General features: G+C 60.2%; 20 protein-coding genes and 3 pseudogenes. 13 read left to right on the top strand and 10 right to left on the bottom strand.

Annotation, left to right across the window (positions count from 1 at the left end; translation table 11 throughout):
- Positions 1–17: 17 nt before the first annotated feature.
- Complete coding sequence (locus G3T16_RS00845; protein WP_163493424.1) at positions 18–503, bottom strand: Spy/CpxP family protein refolding chaperone; 486 nt, start codon at positions 501–503, stop codon at positions 18–20.
- A gap of 211 nt (positions 504–714) precedes the next feature.
- Here G3T16_RS00845 and G3T16_RS23315 point away from each other — a divergent pair.
- From G3T16_RS23315 to G3T16_RS00855, 3 genes and pseudogenes are all read left to right on the top strand, one after another.
- Positions 715–992, top strand: a pseudogene (locus G3T16_RS23315) (response regulator); the annotation flags it as partial.
- A 201-nt stretch (positions 993–1,193) separates the two neighbouring features.
- On the top strand, positions 1,194–1,415 hold the full coding sequence (locus tag G3T16_RS23320; protein ID WP_456298668.1) for a winged helix-turn-helix domain-containing protein: 222 nt from the start codon (positions 1,194–1,196) through the stop codon (positions 1,413–1,415).
- A complete protein-coding gene (locus G3T16_RS00855) occupies positions 1,415–2,827 on the top strand; it encodes an ATP-binding protein (protein WP_163493425.1) in 1,413 nt (470 codons plus the stop codon). The genes G3T16_RS23320 and G3T16_RS00855 overlap by 1 nt, the downstream gene beginning before the upstream one ends.
- Here the strand turns inward: G3T16_RS00855 and G3T16_RS00860 are convergent.
- Entirely contained in the window at positions 2,771–4,495 is a 1,725-nt protein-coding gene (locus G3T16_RS00860) for an SLC13 family permease (protein ID WP_163493426.1), read from the bottom strand. The two genes, G3T16_RS00855 and G3T16_RS00860, sit on opposite strands and share 57 nt — an antisense overlap.
- A 165-nt stretch (positions 4,496–4,660) precedes the next feature.
- Between G3T16_RS00860 and G3T16_RS00865 the strand changes: the two genes are divergently transcribed.
- Positions 4,661–5,305, top strand: a complete 645-nt coding sequence (locus G3T16_RS00865) for a peroxiredoxin-like family protein (protein ID WP_163493427.1) — start codon at positions 4,661–4,663, stop codon at positions 5,303–5,305.
- A gap of 159 nt (positions 5,306–5,464) precedes the next feature.
- Here the strand turns inward: G3T16_RS00865 and G3T16_RS00870 are convergent, their stop codons facing one another.
- The 5 genes from G3T16_RS00870 to G3T16_RS00890 form a co-directional block, all read right to left on the bottom strand.
- A complete protein-coding gene (locus tag G3T16_RS00870; RefSeq protein WP_163493428.1) occupies positions 5,465–6,406 on the bottom strand; it encodes a quinone oxidoreductase family protein in 942 nt (313 codons plus the stop codon).
- Positions 6,407–6,482: 76 nt separating this feature from the next.
- Positions 6,483–6,698 carry a hypothetical protein gene (locus G3T16_RS00875; protein WP_163493296.1) on the bottom strand — a complete coding sequence of 72 codons (216 nt, stop codon included), beginning with the start codon at positions 6,696–6,698 and terminating at the stop codon, positions 6,483–6,485.
- 271 nt (positions 6,699–6,969) lie between these two features.
- Positions 6,970–7,176, bottom strand: coding sequence for a cold-shock protein (locus G3T16_RS00880; RefSeq protein ID WP_163493429.1), 207 nt, complete (start codon positions 7,174–7,176; stop codon positions 6,970–6,972).
- 195 nt (positions 7,177–7,371) lie between these two features.
- Positions 7,372–7,833, bottom strand: a complete 462-nt coding sequence (locus G3T16_RS00885) for a MaoC family dehydratase (RefSeq protein ID WP_163493430.1) — start codon at positions 7,831–7,833, stop codon at positions 7,372–7,374.
- A 77-nt stretch (positions 7,834–7,910) separates the two neighbouring features.
- Positions 7,911–8,483, bottom strand: a complete 573-nt coding sequence (locus G3T16_RS00890) for a winged helix DNA-binding protein (RefSeq protein WP_163493431.1) — start codon at positions 8,481–8,483, stop codon at positions 7,911–7,913.
- Between the two features lie 135 nt (positions 8,484–8,618).
- On the opposite strand from G3T16_RS00890, the gene G3T16_RS00895 reads away from it, so the two are divergent.
- The 5 genes and pseudogenes from G3T16_RS00895 (at position 8,619) to G3T16_RS00910 (ending at position 14,353) form a co-directional block, all read left to right on the top strand.
- Positions 8,619–9,731, top strand: a complete 1,113-nt coding sequence (locus G3T16_RS00895; RefSeq protein ID WP_163496904.1) for an LLM class flavin-dependent oxidoreductase — start codon at positions 8,619–8,621, stop codon at positions 9,729–9,731.
- A 54-nt stretch (positions 9,732–9,785) separates the two neighbouring features.
- Entirely contained in the window at positions 9,786–12,212 is a 2,427-nt protein-coding gene (locus G3T16_RS00900; protein ID WP_232059207.1) for a TonB-dependent receptor, read from the top strand.
- 91 nt (positions 12,213–12,303) lie between these two features.
- Positions 12,304–12,792: a gluconate 2-dehydrogenase subunit 3 family protein gene (locus G3T16_RS00905; RefSeq protein ID WP_163493432.1), complete on the top strand. Its 489-nt coding sequence runs from the start codon at positions 12,304–12,306 to the stop codon at positions 12,790–12,792.
- A pseudogene (locus G3T16_RS21470) lies at positions 12,789–12,875 on the top strand (hypothetical protein); the annotation flags it as partial. The gene G3T16_RS00905 and the pseudogene G3T16_RS21470, both read left to right, overlap by 4 nt.
- 92 nt (positions 12,876–12,967) lie before the next feature.
- Positions 12,968–14,353 carry a GMC oxidoreductase gene (locus tag G3T16_RS00910; RefSeq protein ID WP_232059208.1) on the top strand — a complete coding sequence of 462 codons (1,386 nt, stop codon included), beginning with the start codon at positions 12,968–12,970 and terminating at the stop codon, positions 14,351–14,353.
- A 71-nt stretch (positions 14,354–14,424) separates the two neighbouring features.
- On the opposite strand, the gene G3T16_RS00915 is transcribed toward G3T16_RS00910, so the two are convergent.
- Positions 14,425–16,812: a TonB-dependent receptor gene (locus tag G3T16_RS00915; protein WP_232059420.1), complete on the bottom strand. Its 2,388-nt coding sequence runs from the start codon at positions 16,810–16,812 to the stop codon at positions 14,425–14,427.
- A 140-nt stretch (positions 16,813–16,952) separates the two neighbouring features.
- On the opposite strand from G3T16_RS00915, the gene G3T16_RS00920 reads away from it, so the two are divergent.
- Entirely contained in the window at positions 16,953–17,126 is a 174-nt protein-coding gene (locus G3T16_RS00920; RefSeq protein WP_408610764.1) for a transposase, read from the top strand.
- 54 nt (positions 17,127–17,180) lie between these two features.
- Here G3T16_RS00920 and tnpA read toward each other — a convergent pair.
- A pseudogene (tnpA, locus tag G3T16_RS00925) lies at positions 17,181–17,386 on the bottom strand (IS200/IS605 family transposase); the annotation flags it as partial.
- Positions 17,387–17,686: 300 nt separating this feature from the next.
- Here tnpA and G3T16_RS00930 point away from each other — a divergent pair.
- The 3 genes from G3T16_RS00930 to G3T16_RS00940 all read left to right on the top strand — a co-directional run bounded on the left by G3T16_RS00930 (position 17,687) and on the right by G3T16_RS00940 (position 21,329).
- Positions 17,687–17,827 (top strand): hypothetical protein, encoded by a 141-nt coding sequence (locus G3T16_RS00930; RefSeq protein ID WP_163493435.1) that lies wholly within the window; start codon positions 17,687–17,689, stop codon positions 17,825–17,827.
- 75 nt (positions 17,828–17,902) lie between these two features.
- Positions 17,903–19,708, top strand: a complete 1,806-nt coding sequence (gene recQ, locus G3T16_RS00935) for a DNA helicase RecQ (RefSeq protein ID WP_163493436.1) — start codon at positions 17,903–17,905, stop codon at positions 19,706–19,708.
- 82 nt (positions 19,709–19,790) lie between these two features.
- The gene (locus tag G3T16_RS00940; RefSeq protein WP_163493437.1) at positions 19,791–21,329 is read left to right on the top strand and encodes an AbgT family transporter; all 1,539 of its coding nucleotides are present in this window, start codon (positions 19,791–19,793) and stop codon (positions 21,327–21,329) included.
- 285 nt (positions 21,330–21,614) lie between these two features.
- On the opposite strand, the gene ligD is transcribed toward G3T16_RS00940, so the two are convergent.
- Positions 21,615–24,200: a DNA ligase D gene (gene ligD / locus G3T16_RS00945; RefSeq protein WP_163493438.1), complete on the bottom strand. Its 2,586-nt coding sequence runs from the start codon at positions 24,198–24,200 to the stop codon at positions 21,615–21,617.
- Positions 24,201–24,209: the final 9 nt, after the last annotated feature.

The following is a 24,209-nucleotide window of genomic DNA, read 5'->3' on the forward strand; positions in this document are numbered from 1 at the left end:
GTAGACCAGCTGTTAGTTTAGTCCTCGCGACGCATCTGCCGATCGGCTTGGGGGCCCCGCTTGAACCGGTGCTTGTGGCGTTTCGCCTCCATCCGTTCCAGCTTCTGTCGTTGACTGTCATCCAGCAATTGATAAATCCCGGCTCTGGTTTCCGCCCGACGAAAGCTGCTACGTGCTGTAATCTGTCCCAGCTCATCTGCCAGCGCCTGGGCTGTACCGGCATCGAAATTGCTTTGCTGGTCGCGCAGTTGCCCGCGCAGTGCCTGCATCCGTTCCCGGTCGGCCGCGCCGGCCTCGTGGGCCTGTGCCAGCAATTGCGAAACGCGATCCTGCTGCTCCTGACTCAAGTCGAGATGGCGGCTCATTTTTGTCAGCATGCGCTCGGGATCAGCACCGTGATGCCCGTCCCCCGGGGCCGTCCAGCCCGGGGCCGCAGCGAGCGAGCCCAGCAACAGCAGGGCAAGTCCGGTGTTGCGAGCGGTTTTTCTGTGGTGTGTTGGCATGTCGTTCTCCGTGGTTGGCTGAACACGAAACAAGTCTAGGCCGCGGCGCGGTAATTGTGCGGCCGTCGGAGGTTAATAAAAGTAAAGAAGCGTCTCGCGGCGTAGCCTGCGGATGACATTGCTTGCCACGGACGTCACACTAGGGTCCGTTCACACTTGTAACATAAGCCCTGCTGGCGGCCAGTTTGCCCGCTTTCCGAGAGAACCCCCGATGCCCGAGCAACTGCTGCTGATCGACGACGACCGGGAACTGTGTACCCTGCTGGCCGAGTTCCTGCAACTGGAGGGTTTCGCGGTGGATATGTTGCACGACGGCAAAGATGCACTGCAGCGCTGCCGGGACCAGGCCTACGACGCCATCGTGCTGGATATCATGCTGCCGGGCATGCAGGGCTGGAGGTACTGCGCAGATTGCGGGAACAACTGGACACCCCGGTACTGATGCTGACGGCCCGCGGCGGGGATACAGACCGCATCGTGGGTCTTGAACTCGGCGCTGACGACTACCTCCCCAAGCCCTGCAACCCTCGCGAACTGGCCGCGAGGCTGCGGGCGATACTGCGCCGGGCCCGGCATCCCGAGCCTGGCGTCGATACCGAACTGCGGGTAGGTCACACTTGCCTCAACAGCGCCGATCGCAGTGCCCACTACCGGGATTGCGACCTGCAGCTGACCAGTGCCGAGTTCAATGTGTTGCAGGCACTGTTGTCACGCGCGGGCACCGTAGTCGACAAGGAGTCGCTGAGCCGTCAGGCGCTGGGCCGGGCCCTGTCGGCCTATGACCGCTCGGTGGATGTTCACGTCAGCAAAATTCGCAAGAAATTCGCCGCCTGTGGCGCTGACAACCCTATCGTCAATGTGCGCGGGGCCGGCTACCAGTTCACCGTCTCCGGCGACACGGACAGACATTGATGCCGTTCAACTCGTTGTTTACCAAGATATTCATCGGCTTCTGGCTGGTGACCAGCGCAGTGCTGGCCAGCTGGTTGCTGGCGGGGCATTACCTGGATTCGCTGCTACCGGATGAATCCGATTCGCGGCGGCCACATACGCCTCCGCGGTTCATTATCAGGTTGCTGTACGATCTGCAGAACCAGCCCAACGATGCGCTGGCGGCAACCATCGCGGAAGTCTATCAGGAGCACCGGGTCAAGGTCTTCCTCCTCAACGAGGCCAGCGAGGATGTGCTGGGACGACGGGTGCCAGCTCAGGTAAGCGAGGTGGCGCAGCGTCTTGGTGACGGCTCGAGGCGGGCTTTCCTGCGCGGCGACCGTCGGCATCTGCTCGCTCACCAGCTGTACCGCGACGACCTGGGGCCGGTCCGCTCTGTACTGGTGTTCAGGCCCAACCGGTCACGCGTCGTCAGTGTCCTGGGCAGCAATCTCTGGCTGCGCCTGGGTCTGGCAATACTGGTTTCAGGGCTGTTGTGCTATCTGCTGTCGCGACTGATGACCCGGCCCCTTGAGCGGCTACGGCTGGCCGCCCGCGACCTGGCTGACGGGCAGTTGGCCACCCGGCTGGATGTGCGCACCCGGGGCGGTGATGAAACCAATGATCTGGCACGCGATTTCAACCGCATGGCGGAACAGTTGCAGCAGCGCATAGACGCCCAGCGCCGGCTGTTATCGGATGTCTCCCACGAACTGCGTTCACCGCTGGCCCGGCTGCAGGTAGCACTGGCACTGGCCGGGAAGGATCCTGCCAACCCGCAGTCCCAACTCGCTCGTATCGAACGCGAAGCCCGGCGTCTGGATGAGCTGATCGACGAACTGCTGAGCACCCAGACCGATGACAGCCTGATGGACGAGCACATCGACCTGGTCCCCCTGCTGCGCGATCTGTGTGAGGATGCGAGCTATGAAGGCCGCGCAACTGGCCGCCGGGTCGAATTCCATAGCGATTCGGAGCATGCCCTGGTACTGGGCAATGGCACCCTGTTGCGCAAGGCTTTCGACAACATCTTGCGCAATGCGCTGCACTATACCGCGACGGATTCTGTAGTGCAGCTTGGCGTCAGTACCGCGGATCAGCGACTGCTGGTCACCGTGCAGGACCAGGGGCCTGGCATTCCAGAGGCGGAGCTGGCGCGGGTCTTCGATGAGTTCTACCGGGTCGATTCGGCGCGCGCCCGCGAAACCGGCGGCTACGGCCTGGGACTGTCAATAGCGCGGCGGGCCGTCATCCGCCATGGCGGTGACATCAGCGCCACCAACACCAATCCCGGCCTGTTGATGCAGGTGGAGTTGCCGCTGTTCGACAGCCAGGGTCTAGAACGGGAATACCCGAGGCAACATCACCAGCACCACGGTCGAATAGCCCAGTGACAGCGGCAACCCTGCGCGCAGGTAGTCGCGCATGGTGTAGCCGCCGAGGTTCTGCACCATCAGGTTGGTGGTGTAACCGTAAGGTGTAAGAAAACTGGCGCTGGCGCCAAATGCCACCGCCATAACAAAGGGCATCACGCTGACCCCGAAGCTCTCAGCCAGGCCGAAAGCCACTGGAAAGCTCAGCGCCGCAGCCGCATTGTTGGTCATCAATTCCGTCAATACCAGGGTACCCAGATAAATGCCGATCAGTGCAGTGTAGGGGCCCACGGCGACGAGATTGTGCTGCAGGGCCGTCGCCAGACTGGCCACCAGCCCTGTGTTGGTCAGCGCCTGGGACAGGGTCAGGGCGGAGGCGATAATCAGCCAGATCTCGAACGGAAAACGACGCCGCAGCTCCGAGGCCCGCACCAGGCCCAGCGCCAGCATGCCCACCAGCAGGAACAGCAATCCCTTGATCAGCGGCACGATCTCCAGCGATGCCAGCGCCACTATGGCGGCCAGTGACAGAGTCACGAACCAGTTCTGCAGGGGCGTGGTAGTGGAGCCCGCCACGGCATCGTCAACCACCACGAAATTCTTGTCCAGATTCTTGCGTTCGTTGAAATCCGGCCCCACCGCCAGCATCAGGTTGTCCCCGGCCTGAATGGTGATATTGCCCAGCTTGCCGGACAGTCGCTTGCCGCCGCGCCGCATACCGACAACTGCCGCATCGAACAGTGAGCGAAAGCCGGATTCCTTGATGGTCTTGCCTTCGATTGCCGCATTGGGCATGACAATCACTTCCATCATGTTTTCCCGCAACAGGCCCTCCTCCACCGCAAACAGGTGCAGGCCGTCAAAGGCATCCAGCGCATTGACCTGGGTAATGTCACCGGAGAAGATAAGTTTGTCGCCGGCCTCAATGTATTCGCCGGGCGCCACGGGCGAGATCAAGTGTTCATCGCGCACTATCTCCACCAGAAAAAGTGCATCCAGGTCGCGCAGCTGATTTTCGGCAATGCTCTTGCCCACCAGACTCGACTCCGGCCCCACCTCTGCCTCTACCACATACTCCGCCACCTGAATCTGCTCGGCACTGTCATGGGGCAGCAAGCGCCCTGCCAGCAGGATCAGCAGCAACCCCACCAGGGTGGCGCTGCCACCTACCAGCAGAAAATCAAAGAAGGCCAGCCCCTGGCCCGTGGCATCCTCCAGAAAACTGCTGACGATGAGGTTGGTGGAGGTGCCGATCAGGGTCATCGTGCCCCCCAGAATGGCTGCATAGGACAGCGGGATCAGCAACCGGGAGGCAGGATGATGGCGGTTGGCCCTGACCGTGGTGGCCAGGGTGGCGACCACGGCGGTATTGTTGACGAAGGCGGAAAACAACGCAGTCACACCACCCAGACGCAACAGACTCAGACTGTAGCTGGGTGAGATCAGGCGCCCCGACAGGCGATTGAGCCAGGACAGCTTTTCCAGACCGATGGATACCAGCAACAGCAGCATGAGTGTGATAAGTCCGGAATTGGCGGCCTTCTCCAGCACCTGCGGGGTATCGACGAGCCCCAGAAAGTAGGCTGCCAGCATGGTACCGACAAACACCCGGGACGCTGCCCAATCAGTCAGAATCAAACAGCCCAGCAACCACAGAAACAGGGCCGAAATCAGTATCTGGTCGAGCATGAGATGGAAGCCTGGTGCCGCAACGGGGTGCCAAGCATACGTGCTGGACGCTGTTGTGGACAAGAGGGACCGCCGCAAAGCGGTTCCCGCAGAACCCCACTCCACAAGTCCCCACTGCCGTTTTGCATTACACTGGGGGCCGTACCCATTGAAGGAACTGCTTTCATGCAACGATGGCTGCTGCTCGCTACCGGACTCGTGCTGCTGATCGCCGCGGGCCTTTATTGGCTGCGCGAACCACTCAAGCAAAGTGCTCTGGAGCGTCTTACAGCGGACATGTTCCTGCCCGCAGACAACGACAGTTTCAGCCCGGGCCCGGCACCGGGTTCACACTTTCCCGGCGTACGCGCCCGCTATCAGGGGGAGCAGGTGACTTTGCTGAACCGTTTCGCCGGTCGCCACGGCACTGTCCTGGTGGCCAGCCGGTCGCTGGACTGGTGCCCGTATTGCAAAAGAGAATTGCTGGAACTACAGGCTCACAAGGCCGCTTTCGATGCTGCCGGCATCGGTCTGGTGGTCATCACTTACGACCCTCCGGAACTGCAGCAGGCCTTTGTTGACCGGCACGACATCAGCATCCCGGTGCTGTCGGATATAGACGCCCTCACCTTCAAGACCCTGGGGATCCTCAATCCGGATTACGGACCGGGGGACCCTCACCACGGCATTCCCACCCCGGGGATGATCGTCATCGCCCCCGATGGCACCGTCGCAGGCAAGCTGTTTCTGGAGGCCTACAGCACCCGGGTGGAAGCGGGCGCAGCATTGCAGTTTGCCCGCGAGGTACTGGCTACGGTCACCGCCCTGTAGCAGATCAAGGGAATAAAAAATGTCGCCTGTCAAGAACTCTCGGAGGCGGCCCGTCCCGCCGGGGTGCTGACGGCGCTGCACGCAACGGCGGACTGGCGCAGGCGGCCAACAGCAAAACCAGCCCGCAAGTTGCGATGAAGGAGGACGGATGACCGTTTTTCATGGCGTGAAGACGATGCGTTCGCTGGTGTGGGCCGCCTCGCACCACGCCTGCCCCACATTGCTGAGCGGCGTAGCCTTCACGTCGATGCGGAAGGTGCCGCGCGCGATCTCTTCTGCCAGCGATGGCAACTCCTTAAGAATCTGGCGACCCGACACCGAACCATAGCCGCTGCCCACAATGCTGAGATTTGCAGAGCGCAGGAAGGCGCCCGGGATGGCAGCAACTTCACCCGCCATCGAACCGATATGTATCCAGGTGAGCGACTGGCCGCGATTCTCCCGATGTTTGAGTACGGCCTCCATGGCACGAATCGCACTTTCTCCCCAGACAAAATCGAGCACGACGTCGACGTCGTGCGCGAGGGGACCCAACCCGACATCTTCCAGCGACACAATCTCCGTGGCACCGAGCGCGGGCAGCTTGGCAAGCTTATGTTCGTCGCGCCCCGCAGCGATGACCTGCGACGCGCCCAGGTAGCGGGCGATCTGCACTGCCATGCTTCCCGAGCTTCCGGTGGCACCGAGGATGAGCACCTTCTGTCCGCGCTGAAATGGCACGCGGCAACGCAGCGCGAGCCAGGACGCCGTCGCGGGATTCATAGCGCCGGCAACGGTGACGGCGTCGCTGTCGTGCGGAAGTTCGATGCTGTGGTCGAATTCAATCACCGTCCTGTCGGCCATCGTTCCAAGCTGCCCGGGACCCTGCACGAAGTAGCGCAACTTGCCGTCGGTATCGCGCCCGACGCCATCGACACCCGGCACGAGCGGCAGCTCCCCACTACTGGAATAATGAACGCCTGAAGCCTGGCCGCGAGTGACGTGATGGAGGCCGGCCGCGAGCACTTCGACGAGCATTTCTCCCGGCCCTTTGGGCGCGGGATCAGTGTAGTCGCCGTAGTGCGGCGGCTGGTCGAACGAGGATATGACGGCAGCTTTCATCGGGCTCTCCTTTGGTGAGCACAGGATTAATAAAGCTCGCATTACGATCCATTATTGATGCGTAATGCGAACCATGTCAACATGCGGCCACGATGAAAAAGCAAAAAATGTGAAGCAAGCCTCCGCGCCCGACGAAGGACTGGCCGATGCACTTGTTACGACCTCCTTTGTCACGATGGCCGTAATCAACAAGATTGGCGCCGATCTCGACTTCGCGCTGCATGGCGCGCTGCTTCGGCGCACCGGGACGAAGGCGGAAGCGGTCGGCGTCGTCGCCGCTGCGCCGGTTCATACGGCGGCTCCAGCGAAGTGCAGCGCGCCACAGGGCGCGATGCACGCGGTTTCGGAAAGACGCGGTTTCCAGGAGCCTGTTGGGAGCCAAGCGGACGGAAGCCGGGTCAAGTTTCGAAAAGCACCGGCATAGGATGAACTCACCTAAGTTATTGATCAACCTGCCACAACGAGCTGTGGCGTAGTCCAGCGAAGTTCGGTGCTGGAGTCATGGTGAAATAAAAAACCCCCCGGTGTTGCCACCGGGGGTTTTTCAGGAACGCATCAAGGTCTTAGACGACCATGATGTTTTCCGCTTGTGGGCCTTTTTGGCCCTGAGTTACCGTAAACTCAACCTTCTGGCCTTCGATCAGAGTCTTGAAGCCTGAACCGGAGATCGCGCTGAAATGCGCAAATACATCCGGACCTGATTCTTGCTCAATGAAGCCAAAGCCCTTGGTTTCGTTAAACCATTTTACGGTGCCAGTGCTAGTTGCCATGCTGATTGTCCTGTATTTCAGGTAGAGATAAATACCCTCCGGGGAAGGCAGTTGGGCTTGAGGTTGTGCAATTACTTATGAAATCAGGGACGAGGTACTAACAGCGTGACTTCGAAATGGTATACATAAATAGTAGTAAAACGATCAAGCAGGGTCCGAGTATATAGATCCTGCCAGCGCAGTCAATCACTATTTTCAGGGTGCCTCCCGGCGGGCGAAGATCGCGCGGCTGCGCAGGGTCATCACCACTTCACCACGCTGGTTGTGGATGCTCACATCACTGAATACCGCCCCACGGTCGGGGCGCGAGCGGGAGGGGCGGGCTTCCGTCACCCGGCTCTCGCCGCGAAGCACATCGCCGGGGCGTACCGGGTGCAACCAACGAATTTCGTCCACCCCCGGTGACCCCATGCAGGTGGAGTCCAGAAGGAAGGCATCACACTGCATCCGCATGAAAATGCCGGTCGTCATCCAGCCGCTGGCGATCAGGCCACCGAAAAGCGATTGTCTGGCCGCCACCGGATCGGTGTGAAAATACTGCGGGTCATATTGTCTGGCAAAGGCCAGTATCTCTGCCTCAGTCACCTCATAGGCGGGCAGTTCAATGCATACCCCCGGGACCAAATCCTCGAACGCCCACTGCGACTTGCTGTTCATCCCTGCCTCTCCCTGCAATGTCTTCGTGACCTGCACAGTGCAGGCCCCACTCTTTCATAGCCGCCTTCATACCCTGGTCAGATCTCCCGGTGCGTGGCCGCCACGCAGGCAGCCTGGTCATAGATGCCTGACATCAAAGTCAGCATGTTGGCCACCTCCTCCATTCGGACGTCACTGTTGGAGATAGCCCGTGTAAGCGGAATCAGCAACTCCCGTCGGTACTTCGCATACAGGTTGGTCGCTACCACCCCCCGGTCCGTGGTGCGATAAGTCGCGCCCTTCTTGTTGCCCTGGGTGCCCAGTTTTTCGATCAGCCCTGACTTGGTGAGTTTGCGGATACTGTACTGGATATTGGGCATGTCGTCCCGGTTCATCAGCCGCGCCAGTTCCGAAACACTCTTGGGGCGGTCGTGCATGCGCACCAGATTCAACAGCGCGAAATCGATCCCGCTGCAGCTCTGTTCGGTTTCATCCTGGCAGCAACGGGTCAGGTCGTCCATCCAGCGGTTAAATGCCGTAAAGATGCGAAAGATGGAAAACTCGATCTCGCTCAGGGCTATCTCGTGACTGTCGGTGGACATGTGCCAGTGCCGATCGAAGTGCTCGCGAGGGCCATAATCAGCGGCAACACTGCTTTTTTCGTTGTTCATATTCAAAACCCGGTTGATTAACACTATTTTTAAGTTTAAATTAAACGTTAATTTCGATATAACACTATAACATCCGCAGTGACAATTGCTCCACGACTTATAGAAGAAGGGGGGTACTTGACAACATCGAATCCAATGTTTGGCGGCAACAGGTTCAAGCTGGGTATATTCTCCGCCAACTGCTCGAGCGGCATGGCAGTAACACAGATAGAGGAGCGCTGGAACAACTCCTGGGACAACAACATCCGGCTCGCAAGAATGTGTGATGAGGCCGGCCTGGAGTTCCTGCTGCCGATCGCGAGGTGGATAGGCTACGGGGGCGACACCGACTTCCACGGCGGGGTGCTGGAAACCGTGACCTGGGCCACCGGCCTGACCGCATATACCAGCCACATCCAGATCTTCGCTACCGTGCACACCGCCTTCAACCACCCCATTGTCAGCGCCAAACAACTCGCCACCATCGACCGGCTGGGTAACGGCAGGGTCGGGCTGAACGTCGTGGCCGGCTGGAACAAACCGGAATACGACGCCTTTGGTGCCGAGTTGCCGCAGGCCCACGAAGAGCGCTACGCCCGGGCCCAGGAATGGTTCGACTACGTGCAGAAGCTCTGGCGCGAGGAACGCGCATTCAATTGGGAAGGCAAATACTTCCAGGGTCAGGGCGTGTACAGCAATCCGCGACCGGTACAGGAGCATGTCCCCATCCTCAATGCAGGAGCCTCGAGCGAGGGCCGCAAGTTTGCGATACGCAACGCGGATTTCCTGTTTACCCCGATATTCGATTTTGAGCAGGCGCGAAGCACCGTCACCGATGTGGCCGGCAAGGCCGCGGAACAGGGCCGCAAGGTAGGCGTGTTGACCTGCTGTTCGGTGGTCTGCCGTCCCACGCAGCGCGAAGCAGAGGACTATCTGGACTATTACGCCAACCAGCACGCAGACTGGGACGCGGTCGACAACCTGATGCATCTGCAGGGCATGCACGCCCAGTCGTTCACGCCGGAGGCCCTGGCCAGCTTCCGGGACCGGTTCGCTGCCGGTCACGGCGGCTTCCCACTGGTAGGCACGCCGGACCATATCGCCGACCAACTGGAAAATCTCAGTCAGACCGGGCTGGCCGGCACTACCCTGTCTTTTGTGGATTATGCCGAAGAATTCCCCTACTTCCGGGACGAGGTGATACCGCGTCTGGAACACAAGGGACTGCGCCAACCATTCAAGACAAAGAGCAGTGCTCAAGCCACCTGATCATTCAGGAGCAGGTGGTTTGAGCACCAAAAACGAGGGAGAAGGGGAATCATCATGCGTACATTGAAACGTTTCAGCCATTTGCACAAACCTCTGGCCATCGCTGCCGGCATGGCAGTCATGCAACAGGCCGCTGCCCAGGGCATGCTGGAAGAAGTAATCATTACCGCCCAGAAGCGAGAACAGAACCTGCAGGATGTGCCGGTGGCCGTCACCGCGTTCACTGGTGAGCAAATGTCCGCGATGGGGGTGCAACAAAGCTACGACATCGCCGCCTTCAGCCCGGGGGTCCACACCAGCGGCAACCTGGCAGGGCAAAATACCCAGTTTTCGATCCGCGGCGTTACCCAGAACGACTTCAACGACATCATCGAGGCGCCCAATGCCGTGTATCTGGACGAGGGCTACATTGCCATTGCCCAGGCCCAGACCTTCGCGCTGTTCGATATCGACCGGGTAGAGATACTGAAGGGCCCCCAGGGTACCCTGTTTGGCCGCAACGCCACCGGTGGCCTGGTGCACTATCTGTCCAACAGGCCGGACTTCGATCGCACCAATGGCTACGTCAATCTCACCACCGGCCAGTTCGACAGCGAAATCACAGCCCGTCGCCACACCCTGGAGGCGGCCCTGAGTGGCCCGTTGAGCGAGCGCCTGGCCGGCCGCGTTGCACTGCGCTACAGCGACCAGGACCCCTACCTGGAAAACACCTACCCCGACAGCGCCTTTCTGCCCGCGCCGGGCCCCGGGGCCGGCGCTGACCTGGGCGGCGAGGAAACCATTGCCGGGCGCCTGTCACTGACCTTCCGGCCCAGCGACACACTGCAGATCGACCTGTCGGTGAACCATGCCGAGACGGACGTCAGCACCGGGCCCTTCCAGTCCAAGCCCACCATCGGTGTGGTCGAGAACGGCGAGCTGATCAATGTCATCGACATGCCGGCCGATGAAACCCGCCTCAGCATCGAAGGTGACGGCGATGGCGGCGCCGATATAATTGACGGTGATCAGCTGCTACCCGGAGGCGGCATCGGCCTGGACCAGCGTCCGGTGCCAGGCGGCGACTTCTTCGGCTATGTGGCGCCGTCCGGTGACGACTTCAGTTTTTCCGGGGACTTTGCCTTCGACGATCAGGGTTTTACCGAGAGCAGTGGCATCAATGTCAAGGTCGCCTGGGACCTCGACAACAGCATGAGCTTTACCTCGATAACGGACTGGAAGCGCTACGAAAAGCTGCTGTTCATCGATGTGGACGCGGCCCCTGTCAACCAAACGGCCAACTTCGCCGGAGTCGACGCTGACAGCGTCACCCAGGAACTTCGCCTCAGCGGCGAGACGACCAGCAGCCGCTGGGTGGCCGGCTTCTACTACCTCTATATCGACAACACCTCGGACAACGGCCTCAAAGCGCCCGCCAATAGCATTGCCGGGGGCACTACACCGCTTGACATCGGCGTGGTGGCGGAGCTGGAAACCAATTCCTACAGCCTGTTCGGCCAGTACGAGTACGACCTGACGCCGACCGTCTCCGCCACTGCAGGCCTGCGTTTGATGCAGGAGGAGAAAGACTACGACATGGCATCGGGCATATTTCCCTCTTTCAGCAATCATACTGGCAACCAGGGCGATTTTATTCCCAATGCCTTCGGCGCCGGCTCGCCGTTCTTTTTCCAGGACTCAACCTCAGACACCCTGTGGACCGGCAAGCTCCAGCTGGACTGGCGCCCTAACGACGACCTGCTGCTGTACGCCGGCGTCAACCGCGGCGTGAAAGCAGGCAGCTTCAATGCGCTCGTGCTGGGACAATACCTGGGCTCCGGCGGCGATGAGGCGCTGCCCTATGACGAGGAGGTACTGACATCCTACGAAGGCGGTTTCAAGGCCACCCTCGGCAATGGCATGACCCGTCTCAACGGCTCCGTGTTCTACTACGACTATTCCGACTACCAGGCCTTCCTGTTTGTCGGCGTGGGCGGTGTGGTAATCAATGCCGACGCTGAAAACTACGGCGCCGAACTGGAGCTGATCACCTCGCCCATTGATGGCCTGGACCTGATGTTCACCACTGCCTGGTTCGATGCCACGGTGAAAGACATCTCGCTGCGCAACGGCTCGCCGCTGCCGCCGCGTGATGTGAAGCCAACCTATGCGCCGGAACTGCAGGCAACCGCCCTCGCCCGCTATGCCTGGAGCGCGTTTGGCGGCACCATGGCCATTCAGGGTGATGTGAACTATTCGGACGAGTTCTACTACAACCTGCGCAATTTTGACGCCGACAAGTTCGACAGCTACACCCTGGTTAACGCCCAGTTGAGCTGGGAGAGCCCGTTGTCCGCGTGGACCACCACTCTGGCGGTGCGCAATCTGACCGACGAGCGAGCCGGTGTGCAGGGCTTCAACCTGGCCACGCTGTGCGGCTGCAACGAAGTCGCCTACCGGACTCCGCGCTTCTACAGTGTCGGTTTGCGCTATGACTTCTAACTGCGGCAAGAGGACCCGCTACCGTGTCTGAATCCAGGCGCGCATTCCTGAAAAGCAGCGGGCTGATGCTCGGCTTCGCTGCTGCCGGGGGTTGCTGCCGCTGACGCCGTCCCAGGCCCGGGCCAGGCAGCTGCCGCTGCGGGTGCTCCGTGCCGCTGAAGTGACAACGCTGGAAGCTGTCGCAGAGGGGCTGGTACCCGGTGCCACCGAAGCCGGGATCAGCCACTTCCTGGACCAGCAGTTGGCCGCCAGCGCCGAGGACAATCTGCTGATGCTGAAATACCTGGGCGTCACGGCAGCGGACCAATTGCCGTTCTATCGCGGCGCGCTGGGCAGCATCGACGCGCTGGCCCGACAGCGCTTCAAAGCCCCGTGCCAGGCACTGGATACAGCACAACTACAACAACTGCTGGCCTCGCTGGCCGCTGATGACACCCCGGGCTGGCAGGCAGCACCCGCTTCCTTCGTGTTTTTCGTATTGCGTTCCGATGCGGTCGACGTCGTCTACGGCACTGCTGCCGGCAGCAAAGCCATCGATCTTCCCTACATGCCCCATATCGAACCGGAGACGCCCTGGTGAGCAGCAACCCTAGCGAAAACAGCTACGACCTGGTCATCGTCGGCGCCGGCGCTGCCGGCAGCGTCATTGCCGCGACCATGGCGCAGGCCGGCAGGCGGGTACTGTTGCTGGAAGCCGGTCCCGAGCGCCAGCTGAGCGACATGGTCAGCTCCCAGATTCACGCCCGCAAACTCAAGTGGTCGGGGCACCGGTACTGGAGGACGGCAATCTCAAGGTGGGACACGGTGGCAATGCCGGCTGGGGTACCGGCGGCAGCGCCGCCCATCACTATGCAGTCTGGCCGCGGCTGCACGAGAATGATTTCAAGGTCCGCTCGACCTATGGACGAGGCCTGGACTGGCCCATCGACTACGATGAGCTACGCCCCTGGTACGACCGAGTCCAGGCAGCAGTGGGTATCAGCGGTGATGCTGCCAGCGAACCCTGGCGGCCGCCCGGCGACCCCTATCCCCACGCTCCACTGCCGCTGTTTGCCCAGGGCGAAGTGATCCGCAAGGGCTTTGAGGCACTGGACATGCGTGTGGCACCGATCCCGCTGGCCATCAATGCCCGCCCGGAGGGCCAGCGCGCTGCCTGCCTGTACGACGGCTGGTGTGATTCGGGCTGTCCGATAGGCGCGCTGGCCAATCCGCTGGTCACCTATCTGCCCAAGGCCTTCGCCGCCGGTGCCGAGATCCGCCACCGCGCCACTGTCACCCGGGTGCTGCACGATGCCGGTGGGCACCGGGTAACCGGCGTCGAATACCTGGATGCCGCCGGAGTCAACCATCGCATCCGTGCGCAACAGGTAGTGCTGGCGGCGTTTACGGTACAAAATGCCCGACTGCTGTTGAACTCCCGCAGCGAACGCTACCCGCAGGGACTGGGCAATCGCCACGATCTGGTCGGGCGCTACCTGTTGGTCCACCCGGCCACCTTCATCTACGGCCTGTTCTCCGAGGAAACCCAGCCGGCGCTGGGAGTCAGCGGGGGCCAGCTGATGTGTCAGGAGCGCTACGCAGACAAACAACCCGGCCCCGGACGCTATGGCTCTTACCAGTGGCTGATCGCCGGTGCCGTCAAACCCAACGACCTGCTGGGCATCGCCAACTCGCGCCCGGATATCTTCGGGCCTGCGCTGGATGCCTTCATGCGCCGTGCAGCCCGGCATTTCGGCAGCATGGCGGCAGTGGCAGAGGACATCGCCCTGGCTGACAACCGGGTAACGCTGTCGGTTCACAAGGATGCTGCCGGCCTGCCGCTGGCCCACTGCCATCACGACATTACCGCCCCCACCCTGGCCACCATTGAAGCGGCGGAAGCGGAAGGTATGGCGATTTTCAGGGCGGCTGGTGCGCAGGAGTGCTGGGCCGGGCCGCACACCGCCATGCACATCATGGGCGGCACCGTGATGGGCAGCGACAGCGCCAGCTCCGTGACCGACAGTTTTGGCCGTTGCCACGACCTTGAGAACCTGTTCCTGGCCGGCCCCGGCCTGTTTCCCAGCAGCGGCGCGGTCAATCCGACATTCACCGTGCATGCGCTGGCCCTGCGCACGGCGGAACACATGCTGGGCAATTGAACCGGGGCGGCGCTCGCTGCCCCGTGAACCGGATAAACTCGCCTATATGGCAGGCAAACAGGACTGAGCCATCAAAATTCCGCGCCCAAACGAAGACCCACGGTACGCGGAGATCCCATGATGTAAGCGAAGGGATCCTGGTCGGAACTCACGACGTCGACGATGAGATCTTCGTCAGTCAGGTTACGCACGAATAAGCCCAGGGTCAGGTTGTCCTTTTGGAAGCTGATATTGACGTCAAACCGGTCGATCGACGGCAGCTTGTGAAAATCGGGATTCGGCAGGCCCAACAGTGCATCACGCGAACTGAAATCGGAGTTGGAGTCTCCTTTATGGAAGTAATCCAGGCGAGCTGTTGAATCCCATCCACCCAAGACGAAGTCATAAACCAGGCCGAGGTTGGCGACGAACTTCGGGGTCTTGGGAATATCGTCGCCATCTTGACCGGTAAACGAGATGCCGTCTCCACCGACCACGAAGGGCTGATCTTCAGTGAGTTCAGCATTGGTGTAGTTGAAGCCAAAGCTCAGGGTCAGTGGATCACTGATGTGCAGGCTGCCCTCAGCTTCCAGACCGAGTACGCGCGCCTTGCCAGCGTTGTCGATGAAGTTAAAACCGCCTTCGGCAACGGTTTGCACTTGAATGTCGTCCCATTCGATCCAGTACGCGGCCAAGTTCAGGTTCAGGCGCCTCTCCAGTAAATACAGCTTGGCGCCGATTTCGTGATTGCGCAGTTCATCGCTTTCGAAGGTCGGCGGAACGAATCCGCCAGCGATGGCAGCAGTTCCCGACGCCACGTTGGTGCCGCCCGGACGAAAGCCGGTCGCCACTTCAGCATAGTAGGTGTAGTCGTCGTTGGGGCGCCAAGTCACGTTCAGCTTGTAGGTCGAAGTGGTCTCGTCACCGTCCAGTTCCAGCGCGCCACCGCCGGCGAGGAAGTCCGGGCCGGTATTGCCCTGGTTCTCTTGTATGTCAAAACGAAACCAACGCAGGCCACCTGTGACTTCCAAAGCGGGACTGACTTCATAGGATAGTTCGCCGAAAACAGCCACGCGTTCACGTTCTCCGTCCAGGAATCGACCGAAGATACTGTTGATTTCCCCAGGCTCGCCAGCCCCCGTCACGCTAGTGGGCGCCTCGGGAATGAAATTCTCCACCGGGAGACCGTCGGAGTTGGCGTTAATCACAAAGTTCTCGAAAAGGTTTTCCTCGTGCTGAAACGAACCGCCGACCACCGTCTGGAGGGGGCCATTAAATCTCGAAGCATAGCGCAGCTCGAGGGAGGCCACCTCACGATCCTGCGGCTGTTGTACCACGCTCGCCGGCGGGACGTCAAAACCCAGCAGGCCAGTAAAAAAATCTCTCAGGGATGTAGTATTAAGTGGCGTTGAGTCCTGATGCCGTTGGATTTCACGATCAAAATAAGAGGCCGCCGCCGTGATTACGCCTTTTCCAATATCGTATTCCCCCGTAATACTAGCCAGCAATAGCTCTTCATCCCACGCCGTTCTAGAAAACTCTGTGTTAGTAAATTTACCACCCGGCGCTGCGGAACGCGGGTTCTCGGACCCTTCGTTGATAAAGAACGCGCCGCCCGGGCCGAAGAAACCAGCCGGGGTCACCCGTGGGTTATGGCCGCTCTCAAGTTCTTGGTAGGTCACGCTAGCGTTGAGCGAGAACACATCGGAAGGCTGGAACAGCACCTGGGTACGCACGCCGTTTCTCTCAACATCGTTCGCATCGCGCACACCGATCTGGTTGTTGTCGATGAAACCGGCCGTAGAGTCGCTGTACGCAACCAGGCGCAGGCCCAAAGTATTTTCCACCAAGGGTATATTCAACATTCCATTGACGTCGTAATTCTGATCGCTGGAGCGAGCGGTGAAGCCCAGCTCCGTGTCAACCCGGCCTTCAAAGGTCTCTAGGTTGGGCTTGTTAGTAATGATGCGGATCACGCCACCCATAGAGTTGGCACCGAACAAGGTACCTTGCGGCCCCTTGAGTACTTCGATGCGATCGATATCCACCAGCTTGAGTGGCGCGTTCTTACCGCCACCATCCTCCACAAATCGACCGGTGATCGGTGACTCATCGAAATAGACACTCACTGTCGACTCCCCCGCAGAGTTGATGCCGCGGATGATATATTCACTGTCTCCCGGGCCAAATGATTCAATATTCAAACCGGGAACGAGTGAAGCCATGGCATCGATGTCCACGATGCCGGTGGCGTTCAGTGTATCCGCGCCCAGCACTGAGACCGCGCTACCGAGGTCGTGCTGGGAAACGCCGGATGAGCGCTTCGAGGCGGTCACCAAAACTTCCTCGAGGGCGCCGGATTCCTGCGCCATAATAGGGGCCGGCACGAGCAACGCCATGGAAAAGGCCAGTGTGCATTTTGTGACAACGCCGGCTTTAAGTGGCTTGGAGGAATATGTCTGGGCGGGAAATTTAATCATCAATGCCGTATCTCCGTTCTGGTTTTATCGCTCAAAGTGAACGCGTAAATTCCTGGCTCTTCAGGAAAATTTGTGGGTAAACCACAGCCCGGCAAGGGCTGAGATTCTGCGAAAAGCGTGTTAACAGGAGGAGGTGCATCCTGCCCCCTAACTCTGTAAAGTTCTCCAGCGGTATTGTTGAGGGTCTCAACAACAAAGCGAGCCTGACTACCGGAAAATCCTATGGATTCAGAACCTACCATGCCGCTGAAACCGCTTTATATCATGCTCTTGGGGCGCTACCGGTACCGGAAACCGCCCACGAATTTTTCTGACGAGGATGAATATCCGGGTTCAAATAACCCGGAATTGCCTTATGCCCCCTACAATATTTTCGGGGGCACTTTTACCAGCAGATGCACATGGTCCACTTGCACATTCAGCTCCACTACCGCGCAGCCCCATCGACTGCTATAGACCTGAACGCAGTTGAACCCCCCCTGGATATAGATCCTTTTAATATCCGAAATCTGTATTTCAGAACCCAAACTATGTGGTACTGGCGATGCCAGAGCACATGCGTTAACTTCCCCAAATCGGCTCATGTCACTTTCCTCACCCAAGGTTGAAGTTGTGGCAACAACTCAACCTCGGATTTAACATGAGCTTTTTAATCGTAACAGGCAGAGCCCGTCACTCGTGACCGCGTCCTAAGGATGCGGGTTGCTACGTCAAACTAAATTTATACTGTACTTATTGATACTAGGTATATAGGTGTAAGCCCCAAGCAGTAATGTCCCCTCATAACGACCGCGGTCGATAGCTCGGCATAATCCCACCGATCAACACAACAAGACAAACTCTTCCTTCCATTGTCAACAAAGAGGAGTTCCCAATGGTTAAATCCACAAAGATCTACGTTCCCGGTCCGCTCAAGGAATACGCCGCTGGCTTTGCTTATGAACTGCGCGGGCAAGGCTACACCACAAATTCTGCCTCGCTACAAATGAATTTGATGACCCACTTGAGCCTATGACTTGCCAACGAAAATATCGCGCCGGACGGATCAGATAGCAGTCAGCGGTCCACGTTTGCGGTATACTCCCGGGCCATGACCGCAGCTCTCAGTACTCTCCAGTCCGTATTCGGCTACAGCGCCTTCCGTCCTCTACAGGAAACCATTGTCCAGCGTCTGATAGACGGCCACGATGCACTGGTGCTGATGCCCACTGGCGGCGGCAAATCACTGTGCTATCAGGTACCGGCTCTGGTCCGACCCGGCTGCGGCATCATCATTTCACCGCTGATCGCGCTGATGCAGGACCAGGTCGATGCGCTGCGGGAACTGGGCGTACGCGCCGCCTACCTGAATTCCAGCCTGGACCCCGGCACTGCCCAGGATATCGAACAATCACTGCTGCGCGGCGAGTTGGACATGCTCTACATCGCGCCCGAACGGCTGGTGCAGAACCGTATGCTGGCATTGCTGGAGCGGGCCCGTATTGCACTGTTTGCGATTGACGAAGCCCATTGCGTGTCCCAGTGGGGCCACGACTTCCGCGCCGACTACCTGCAGCTGAGCCTGCTGCACGAGCGCTTTCCGCAGATACCACGGATCGCCCTCACCGCCACCGCCGATGTGCGCACGCGCCAGGAGATCGTGACCCGGCTGGACCTGGGCGCGGCCGAAAAATTCATCGCCGGCTTCGACCGTCCCAATATCCGCTACCGCATCGCGCTGAAACAGAACCCCAGACAGCAGCTGCTGCGCTTTCTGCGCAACGAACACCCCGGGGATGCCGGTATCGTCTACTGCCTGTCGCGCAGGAAGGTGGATGAAACTGCCCACTGGCTTCAGCAGGAGGGTTTCAATGCCCTGCCCTATCACGCCGGGCTCTCCGCCGGGCAGCGCTCCTCGCACCAGGCGCGATTCCTGCGCGAGGAAGCCGTGGTAGTGGTTGCAACCATCGCTTTTGGCATGGGCATAGACAAACCCGATGTACGCTTTGTCGCCCACCTGGACCTGCCCAAGACCATCGAAGCATACTACCAGGAAACCGGCCGCGCCGGCCGTGATGGCCTGCCGGCCAATGCCTGGATGGTGTACGGCCTGCAGGATGTCCTCAAGCTGCGCCAGATGATGGACAATTCCGAGGGCAGCGCCGAGCACAAGCGGGCCGAGCAGCAACGACTGAATGCGATGCTGGGTCTGTGTGAGATCACCAGTTGCCGGCGCCAGGCCCTGCTCAATTACTTCGGTGACGAACTGCCCGAACCCTGCGGCAACTGCGACAGCTGCCTGGAACCGGCCGCCACCTGGGATGCCACCGAAGCGGCCCGCAAGGCACTCAGTGCAGTCTATCGCACCGGCCAGCGCTTTGGCGTCAATCACCTGATAGAGGTGTTGCGGGGCGTGGAGAGTGACAAGATCTTCCAGTTCGACCACCATTGTCTGCCCACCTTCGGCGTCGGCCGCGATCTGGACAACAACCAGTGGCGCTCGGTATTCCGGCAATTGGTCGCACGCGGTTACCTGAGCGTGGACCTGGAGCGTTTCGGCGCATTGTTCCTGCAGGACAAATGCCGCGCCCTGCTGCGGGGGGAGGAAGCCCTGGAGCTGCGCCGCGACATCGCCAGCAAGGCCGTGCGCCAGCAGACCCGGACGGCGCTCCCCGAGGACCTGGATGTGGCGCTGTGGGAGGCCTTGCGTGAATGCCGCCGCGAGCTGGCCGCTGGACAGGGCATTCCTCCCTATATCATTTTCCACGACCGCACCCTACAGGAAATGTGTCTCCGGCAGCCTCGCTCCATTGAGGATTTCGGCGCCCTGAGCGGGGTCGGCGAGCGCAAGCGCGACAAATACGGCGCCGCCTTTCTCCAGGTCATCGACGACCACCTGGCGACCGTCCCGTCCTGAGCGCCGCTCTTCCCTGCTCGCTGTTTGTTTCATTGACGGGGCGCCATTACACTGCGCTATTTGCCACAGGGAAGAAGCCGGCATGAACCAGCCATCGACCACCTCCAGTCGTACCCAGCGCCTGCTCGCTGCCGTTGAGCGCACCGGCAACAAACTGCCGGACCCGGCGGTGTTGTTTATCGCCCTGCTGTTTATCGTCTGGGGACTGTCCCTGCTGTTCTCCCTGTTTGACTACAATGTGATAGACCCCCGCAGTGGCGAGCAGCTGGTGGTAGTCAACCAGCTGGCGCCGCAGGCCATGGTCAAGTTTCTCTCCTCCATGGTCACCACGTTTGCCCATTTCCACCCTATCGGCGTGGTGCTGGTAGCGATGCTGGGGATAGGCGTGGCCGAACACACCGGTTTCATCAATGCCACGCTGCGGGCCATGCTGTCGGTAACCGGCCGCTGGCTGCTGACGCCAATCATCATCCTGGTGGGCATCGTCAGCCACACCGCGGCTGACGCCGGCTATGTGCTGGTCATTCCGCTGGGAGGCATTATTTTCTACGCCGCCGGACGCCATCCACTGGCCGGCATCGCGGCAGCCTTTGCCGGCGTCTCGGGGGGATTCTCGGCCAACTTCATCCCCTCGGCTGTAGATCCGCTGCTACAGTCCATCTCCCAGTCCGGCGCCCAGATCATGGACCCCGCGATCACTCTGAACCCGCTCAACAACTATTTTTTCACGGCCGCTTCATCCCTGTTGATTGTTGCGCTGGGCTGGCTGGTGACAGACCGCTTCGTGGAGCCGCGCCTGGCGAGCAGCCCGGTTGATGCCGATCTGGAGACACCGGACACCGGCATGCAGACGCTGGATGTACGCGAACGCCGCGCGCTGCGCATTGCGCTGGGAGCCATGCTCGCCGGTATCGCACTGCTGGTGATCACCGCCCTGCCCGGTGGGTCTGCCTGGCGTGGCCCCGACGGTTCTCTGATCGGAATGGGAGCCCCGCTGATGGCCTCCATCGTTCCGCTGATCTTTCTGCTGTTCTTGATACCCGGGGTTGCCTACGGTATCGCCGCCGGCACGGTCACCAGCAGCCGCGATGTGATCGAGGGCATGAGCAAAACCATGCAGAGCATGGCGTACTACCTGGTTATTATGTTCTTCATCGCCCAGTTTATCTATGCCTTCGGCCAATCCAATCTTGGCATACTGCTGGCACTTAAAGGTGCGGCGCTGCTACAGGCGCTGAGCATGCCGGCTGCGCTGACCATTTCCGGCGTGGTCTTGTTGACCGGGCTGCTGAACCTGTTCGTGGGTTCGGCCTCGGCCAAATGGGCGCTGCTGGCACCCATTTTCGTGCCCATGCTGATGGGGCTGGGCATTTCTCCCGATCTGACCCAGGCGGCTTATCGGGTCGGCGATTCCACTACCAATATCATCACACCGCTGATGCCCTACTTTCCCCTGGTAGTGGTGTACTGTCAGCGCTATATCAAGAGCGTGGGCATCGGCACCGTGACTGCAATGATGCTGCCCTATTCCGTGACTTTCCTGCTGGCCTGGACCCTGTTCCTGCTCGGCTACTGGGCCCTGGGGCTGCCGCTGGGCCTGCAGTCCAGTTACACCTACTGACGCGCCGGCACATAACAGCGCCAAGCGCTCAGGGTTCCTGAAATCACAATTCATAGGCGGGTGTTTGCAACCGAACAGAATCACATGGCGGCCCGTCGTATAGTCATGTTGTGCGCCGCTGCACACCTGCCCCCCTTCCCCCGGCGGCGCGCAGCTTGCCCCCGGACAGCGATTGTTGTCCGGGGGCTTTTTATGCTGGGTGCATGTCGCAAGCAAGAGGAATCCCGCCGTCACTGCCAGGCCCCGGGACGAGTCAGCGGTAGCGGAACTGGTGCTTATCCGATTTTAGCCTGGAGACTTTGCGCCAAGTTTGCGCCACATACTCTGGCGCAGTCTTTGTCGGTTGCTGTAGCCCTGCCACGGGTCTGCTGACAGTTGCCGCAGGCGCTGCTGCAGGTTGCCTGTAGTCCATTGCGCGGCGCTGCTTAATTGCTCCAGTTCGCTGCGCCTGATCGGCACTGAAACGGGCAGTCCTGGTCGGGCGCGCACGGAATAAGCCGCCACGGTACTGGCGCCACGGTGATTGCGCAGGTAGTCGATGAAGATTTTTCCCCTGCGATTGCGAGGCCCCATCCTGGCCGTGAATCGCTCGGGCAGCTCGGCCGTCATGAACTCGCTGATGCTCTTCGCAAAGGCCTTCACCGTATCCCAGCCGGCGTGACGGGCCAGCGGCACAATGACATGCATGCCCTTCCCACCGCTTGTTTTCAGCCACGACTCCAGTTGCAGATCGTCGAGTACCGATAGCAACAGGCGGGTCGCCTCGATCATGTAGCGCCACGGCAGTTCGGGGTCGGGATCCAGATCCAGCACAATCCGGTCAGGCCGTTCGATCCTGTCTTTGGTAGCCCCCCAGGTATGCAACTCAATGCAACCCATCTGTACCGCGCCGACCAGAGCCCTGGTGGAGTTAATCTCCATCAACGGCGCATGTCCCGGATCGAGACCGGGATCCAGTTTCCGGAGGCTCGGAATCGCCATACCCTGCATATGCTTCTGGAAGAACTGCTCCCCGCCCACGCCCTCCGGTGCCCGCAGCAGCGCCACCGGACGGCCTTTCAACTCCGGCATGATCCAGTCCGCAATCGCTTCATACCAGCGTGCGAGCTCCACCTTGCGCATACCGCTGTCCTCATCCAGTATCCGGTCGGGATGGCTGATAGCAATGCCGGCCACCTGCTCATGGGCTTTCTTGTTGACACGGCCAGAATCCTTGCTCCGGCTCGCCTCCGGTGGCGGGGCTTGGTCCTGTGGCGACGTCAGTCCCGATGCCGGCAGCACGGGCTCGTAGGTGATTTCCCGTGGCTGCTTGTCGCTGCGCAGGGAAAGGAAAGTGGCCTGGCGGACATATTTTTCATCAGTCCATTGCGCAAACTCGACCTCGCAAACCAGTTTCGGCTGCACCCAGTGAACTCCCCGCCGGTCGGGAACCTGCTCCGGGTGTGCCACGGGGGAACGTTTTCGCTCCAGCTTGCGCAGGGTCGTCGATAATTCTTTCAACGCAGCCTGACTGAAGCCTGTTCCCACCCGCCCCGCGTAGAGTATTTCTTTGCTGCCGACCGCCTCGTGCAGCCCCAGCAGCAGCGAGCCGAATCCCGGCCGGCTGCCACCGGGATCGGTGTAACCGAGAACAATGAATTCCTGACGCAGGCGACACTTGAGCTTTATCCAGTCAGGGCTGCGCCGGGAGGTATAATGACTGTTCGCGCGCTTGCCAATAACACCTTCCAGCGACATGTCACAAATACGGCTATAGATGTCACGATAGTCTCGCGCCTCCAAGGTTTCGGAATAGCGCACCGCCTCTGCCGGCTGTCGCTGTAGCCGCTCCTCCAGCGCCATCCGGCGCTCCTCCAGTGGCCTGTTGCGCCAATCCTCTCCATCGAGAAAGGGCGCGTCAAAAAGATAGTAGACAATATCCTGACTGCGATGACGCCGGAAGGCATTCTGTAGCGCCTGGAAATCCGGCATGCCCTTCGCGTCCAGCACCACTGCTTCGCCATCCAGCCAACTGTCGCCCAGTGCAAGGGCTTCCAGTGCCTTGGACTGAGCGGGAAAACGCGCGGTCCAGTCGTGACCATTGCGTGTAAACAGCCGCACGTCACCGGCGCTGATGCGCGCCAGTATCCGGTAGCCATCAAATTTGAGTTCATAGCGCCAGTGGCCCGGAGGAGGCTGCGTTACCAGGGTGGCAAGCTGTGGCGCAAACTGCTCAGGTATTGATACCGGGCGGGAGCTGCGCGCCTTCCTTTTCCTGGGACTTTTGCGGTTTGGAGACTGGCGAACAGCTTCATCGTCCCTCAACAGGGCGCCACTCACGACACTTTCCGGGCGTTCCTTCAGGATGTCTCCGTCGCCACTTCTCGCCGCATCATCACGTTTTTTTAACAACAACCATTGCTCTTTTTTGGCTGCCTTCTTCCCGCCGCCGGTGCGGACCAGGCTCCAGCTTCCAGACAGTTTCCGGCCACGCAGGCTAAAGCGGAGTCTGCCTTTCCGGTAGCCTTCCAGTGCATCGCCCTCTGGTTCCCATTCGCCCTGGTCCCAGACGATGACATCACCGGCACCGTACTGGCCCTCAGGAATGTGACCTTCAAAGCTCGCATAGGACAAGGGGTGGTCTTCCACCTGCACGGCCAGTCTTTTTACCGCAGGATCCAGACTGGGCCCCTTGGGGACCGCCCAGCTCTTCAGCGTGCCCTCCAGTTCCAACCGGAAATCGTAATGCAGTTGTGAGGCGGCATGTTTTTGGACTACAAAGACAGGCGCGTCCGAGTCCTTACGTGGCCGGTGGTGGACAGCATCCCCGGCGGGCTCGGGCGTGATCTCGAAATTGCGCTTCCGCGAGTATCTGTTCAGGGCCTTTTCCATCGACGACTT

It is taken from the genome of Kineobactrum salinum, from assembly GCF_010669285.1.
Classification (GTDB): domain Bacteria; phylum Pseudomonadota; class Gammaproteobacteria; order Pseudomonadales; family Halieaceae; genus Kineobactrum; species Kineobactrum salinum.

Excerpts from the sequence above, each read along its gene's own strand:
- G3T16_RS00845 (WP_163493424.1), bottom strand. The coding sequence starts at position 503 with ATGCCAACACACCACAGAAAAACCGCTCGCAACACCGGACTTGCCCTG.
- G3T16_RS00855 (WP_163493425.1), top strand. The coding sequence starts at position 1,415 with ATGCCGTTCAACTCGTTGTTTACCAAGATATTCATCGGCTTCTGGCTG.
- G3T16_RS00860 (WP_163493426.1), bottom strand. The coding sequence starts at position 4,495 with ATGCTCGACCAGATACTGATTTCGGCCCTGTTTCTGTGGTTGCTGGGC.
- G3T16_RS00865 (WP_163493427.1), top strand. The coding sequence starts at position 4,661 with ATGCAACGATGGCTGCTGCTCGCTACCGGACTCGTGCTGCTGATCGCC.
- G3T16_RS00870 (WP_163493428.1), bottom strand. The coding sequence starts at position 6,406 with ATGAAAGCTGCCGTCATATCCTCGTTCGACCAGCCGCCGCACTACGGC.
- G3T16_RS00875 (WP_163493296.1), bottom strand. The coding sequence starts at position 6,698 with ATGAACCGGCGCAGCGGCGACGACGCCGACCGCTTCCGCCTTCGTCCC.
- G3T16_RS00880 (WP_163493429.1), bottom strand. The coding sequence starts at position 7,176 with ATGGCAACTAGCACTGGCACCGTAAAATGGTTTAACGAAACCAAGGGC.
- G3T16_RS00885 (WP_163493430.1), bottom strand. The coding sequence starts at position 7,833 with ATGAACAGCAAGTCGCAGTGGGCGTTCGAGGATTTGGTCCCGGGGGTA.
- G3T16_RS00890 (WP_163493431.1), bottom strand. The coding sequence starts at position 8,483 with ATGAACAACGAAAAAAGCAGTGTTGCCGCTGATTATGGCCCTCGCGAG.
- G3T16_RS00895 (WP_163496904.1), top strand. The coding sequence starts at position 8,619 with ATGTTTGGCGGCAACAGGTTCAAGCTGGGTATATTCTCCGCCAACTGC.
- G3T16_RS00900 (WP_232059207.1), top strand. The coding sequence starts at position 9,786 with ATGCGTACATTGAAACGTTTCAGCCATTTGCACAAACCTCTGGCCATC.
- G3T16_RS00915 (WP_232059420.1), bottom strand. The coding sequence starts at position 16,812 with ATGATTAAATTTCCCGCCCAGACATATTCCTCCAAGCCACTTAAAGCC.
- G3T16_RS00930 (WP_163493435.1), top strand. The coding sequence starts at position 17,687 with ATGGTTAAATCCACAAAGATCTACGTTCCCGGTCCGCTCAAGGAATAC.
- recQ (WP_163493436.1), top strand. The coding sequence starts at position 17,903 with ATGACCGCAGCTCTCAGTACTCTCCAGTCCGTATTCGGCTACAGCGCC.
- G3T16_RS00940 (WP_163493437.1), top strand. The coding sequence starts at position 19,791 with ATGAACCAGCCATCGACCACCTCCAGTCGTACCCAGCGCCTGCTCGCT.
- ligD (WP_163493438.1), bottom strand. The coding sequence starts at position 24,200 with ATGGAAAAGGCCCTGAACAGATACTCGCGGAAGCGCAATTTCGAGATC.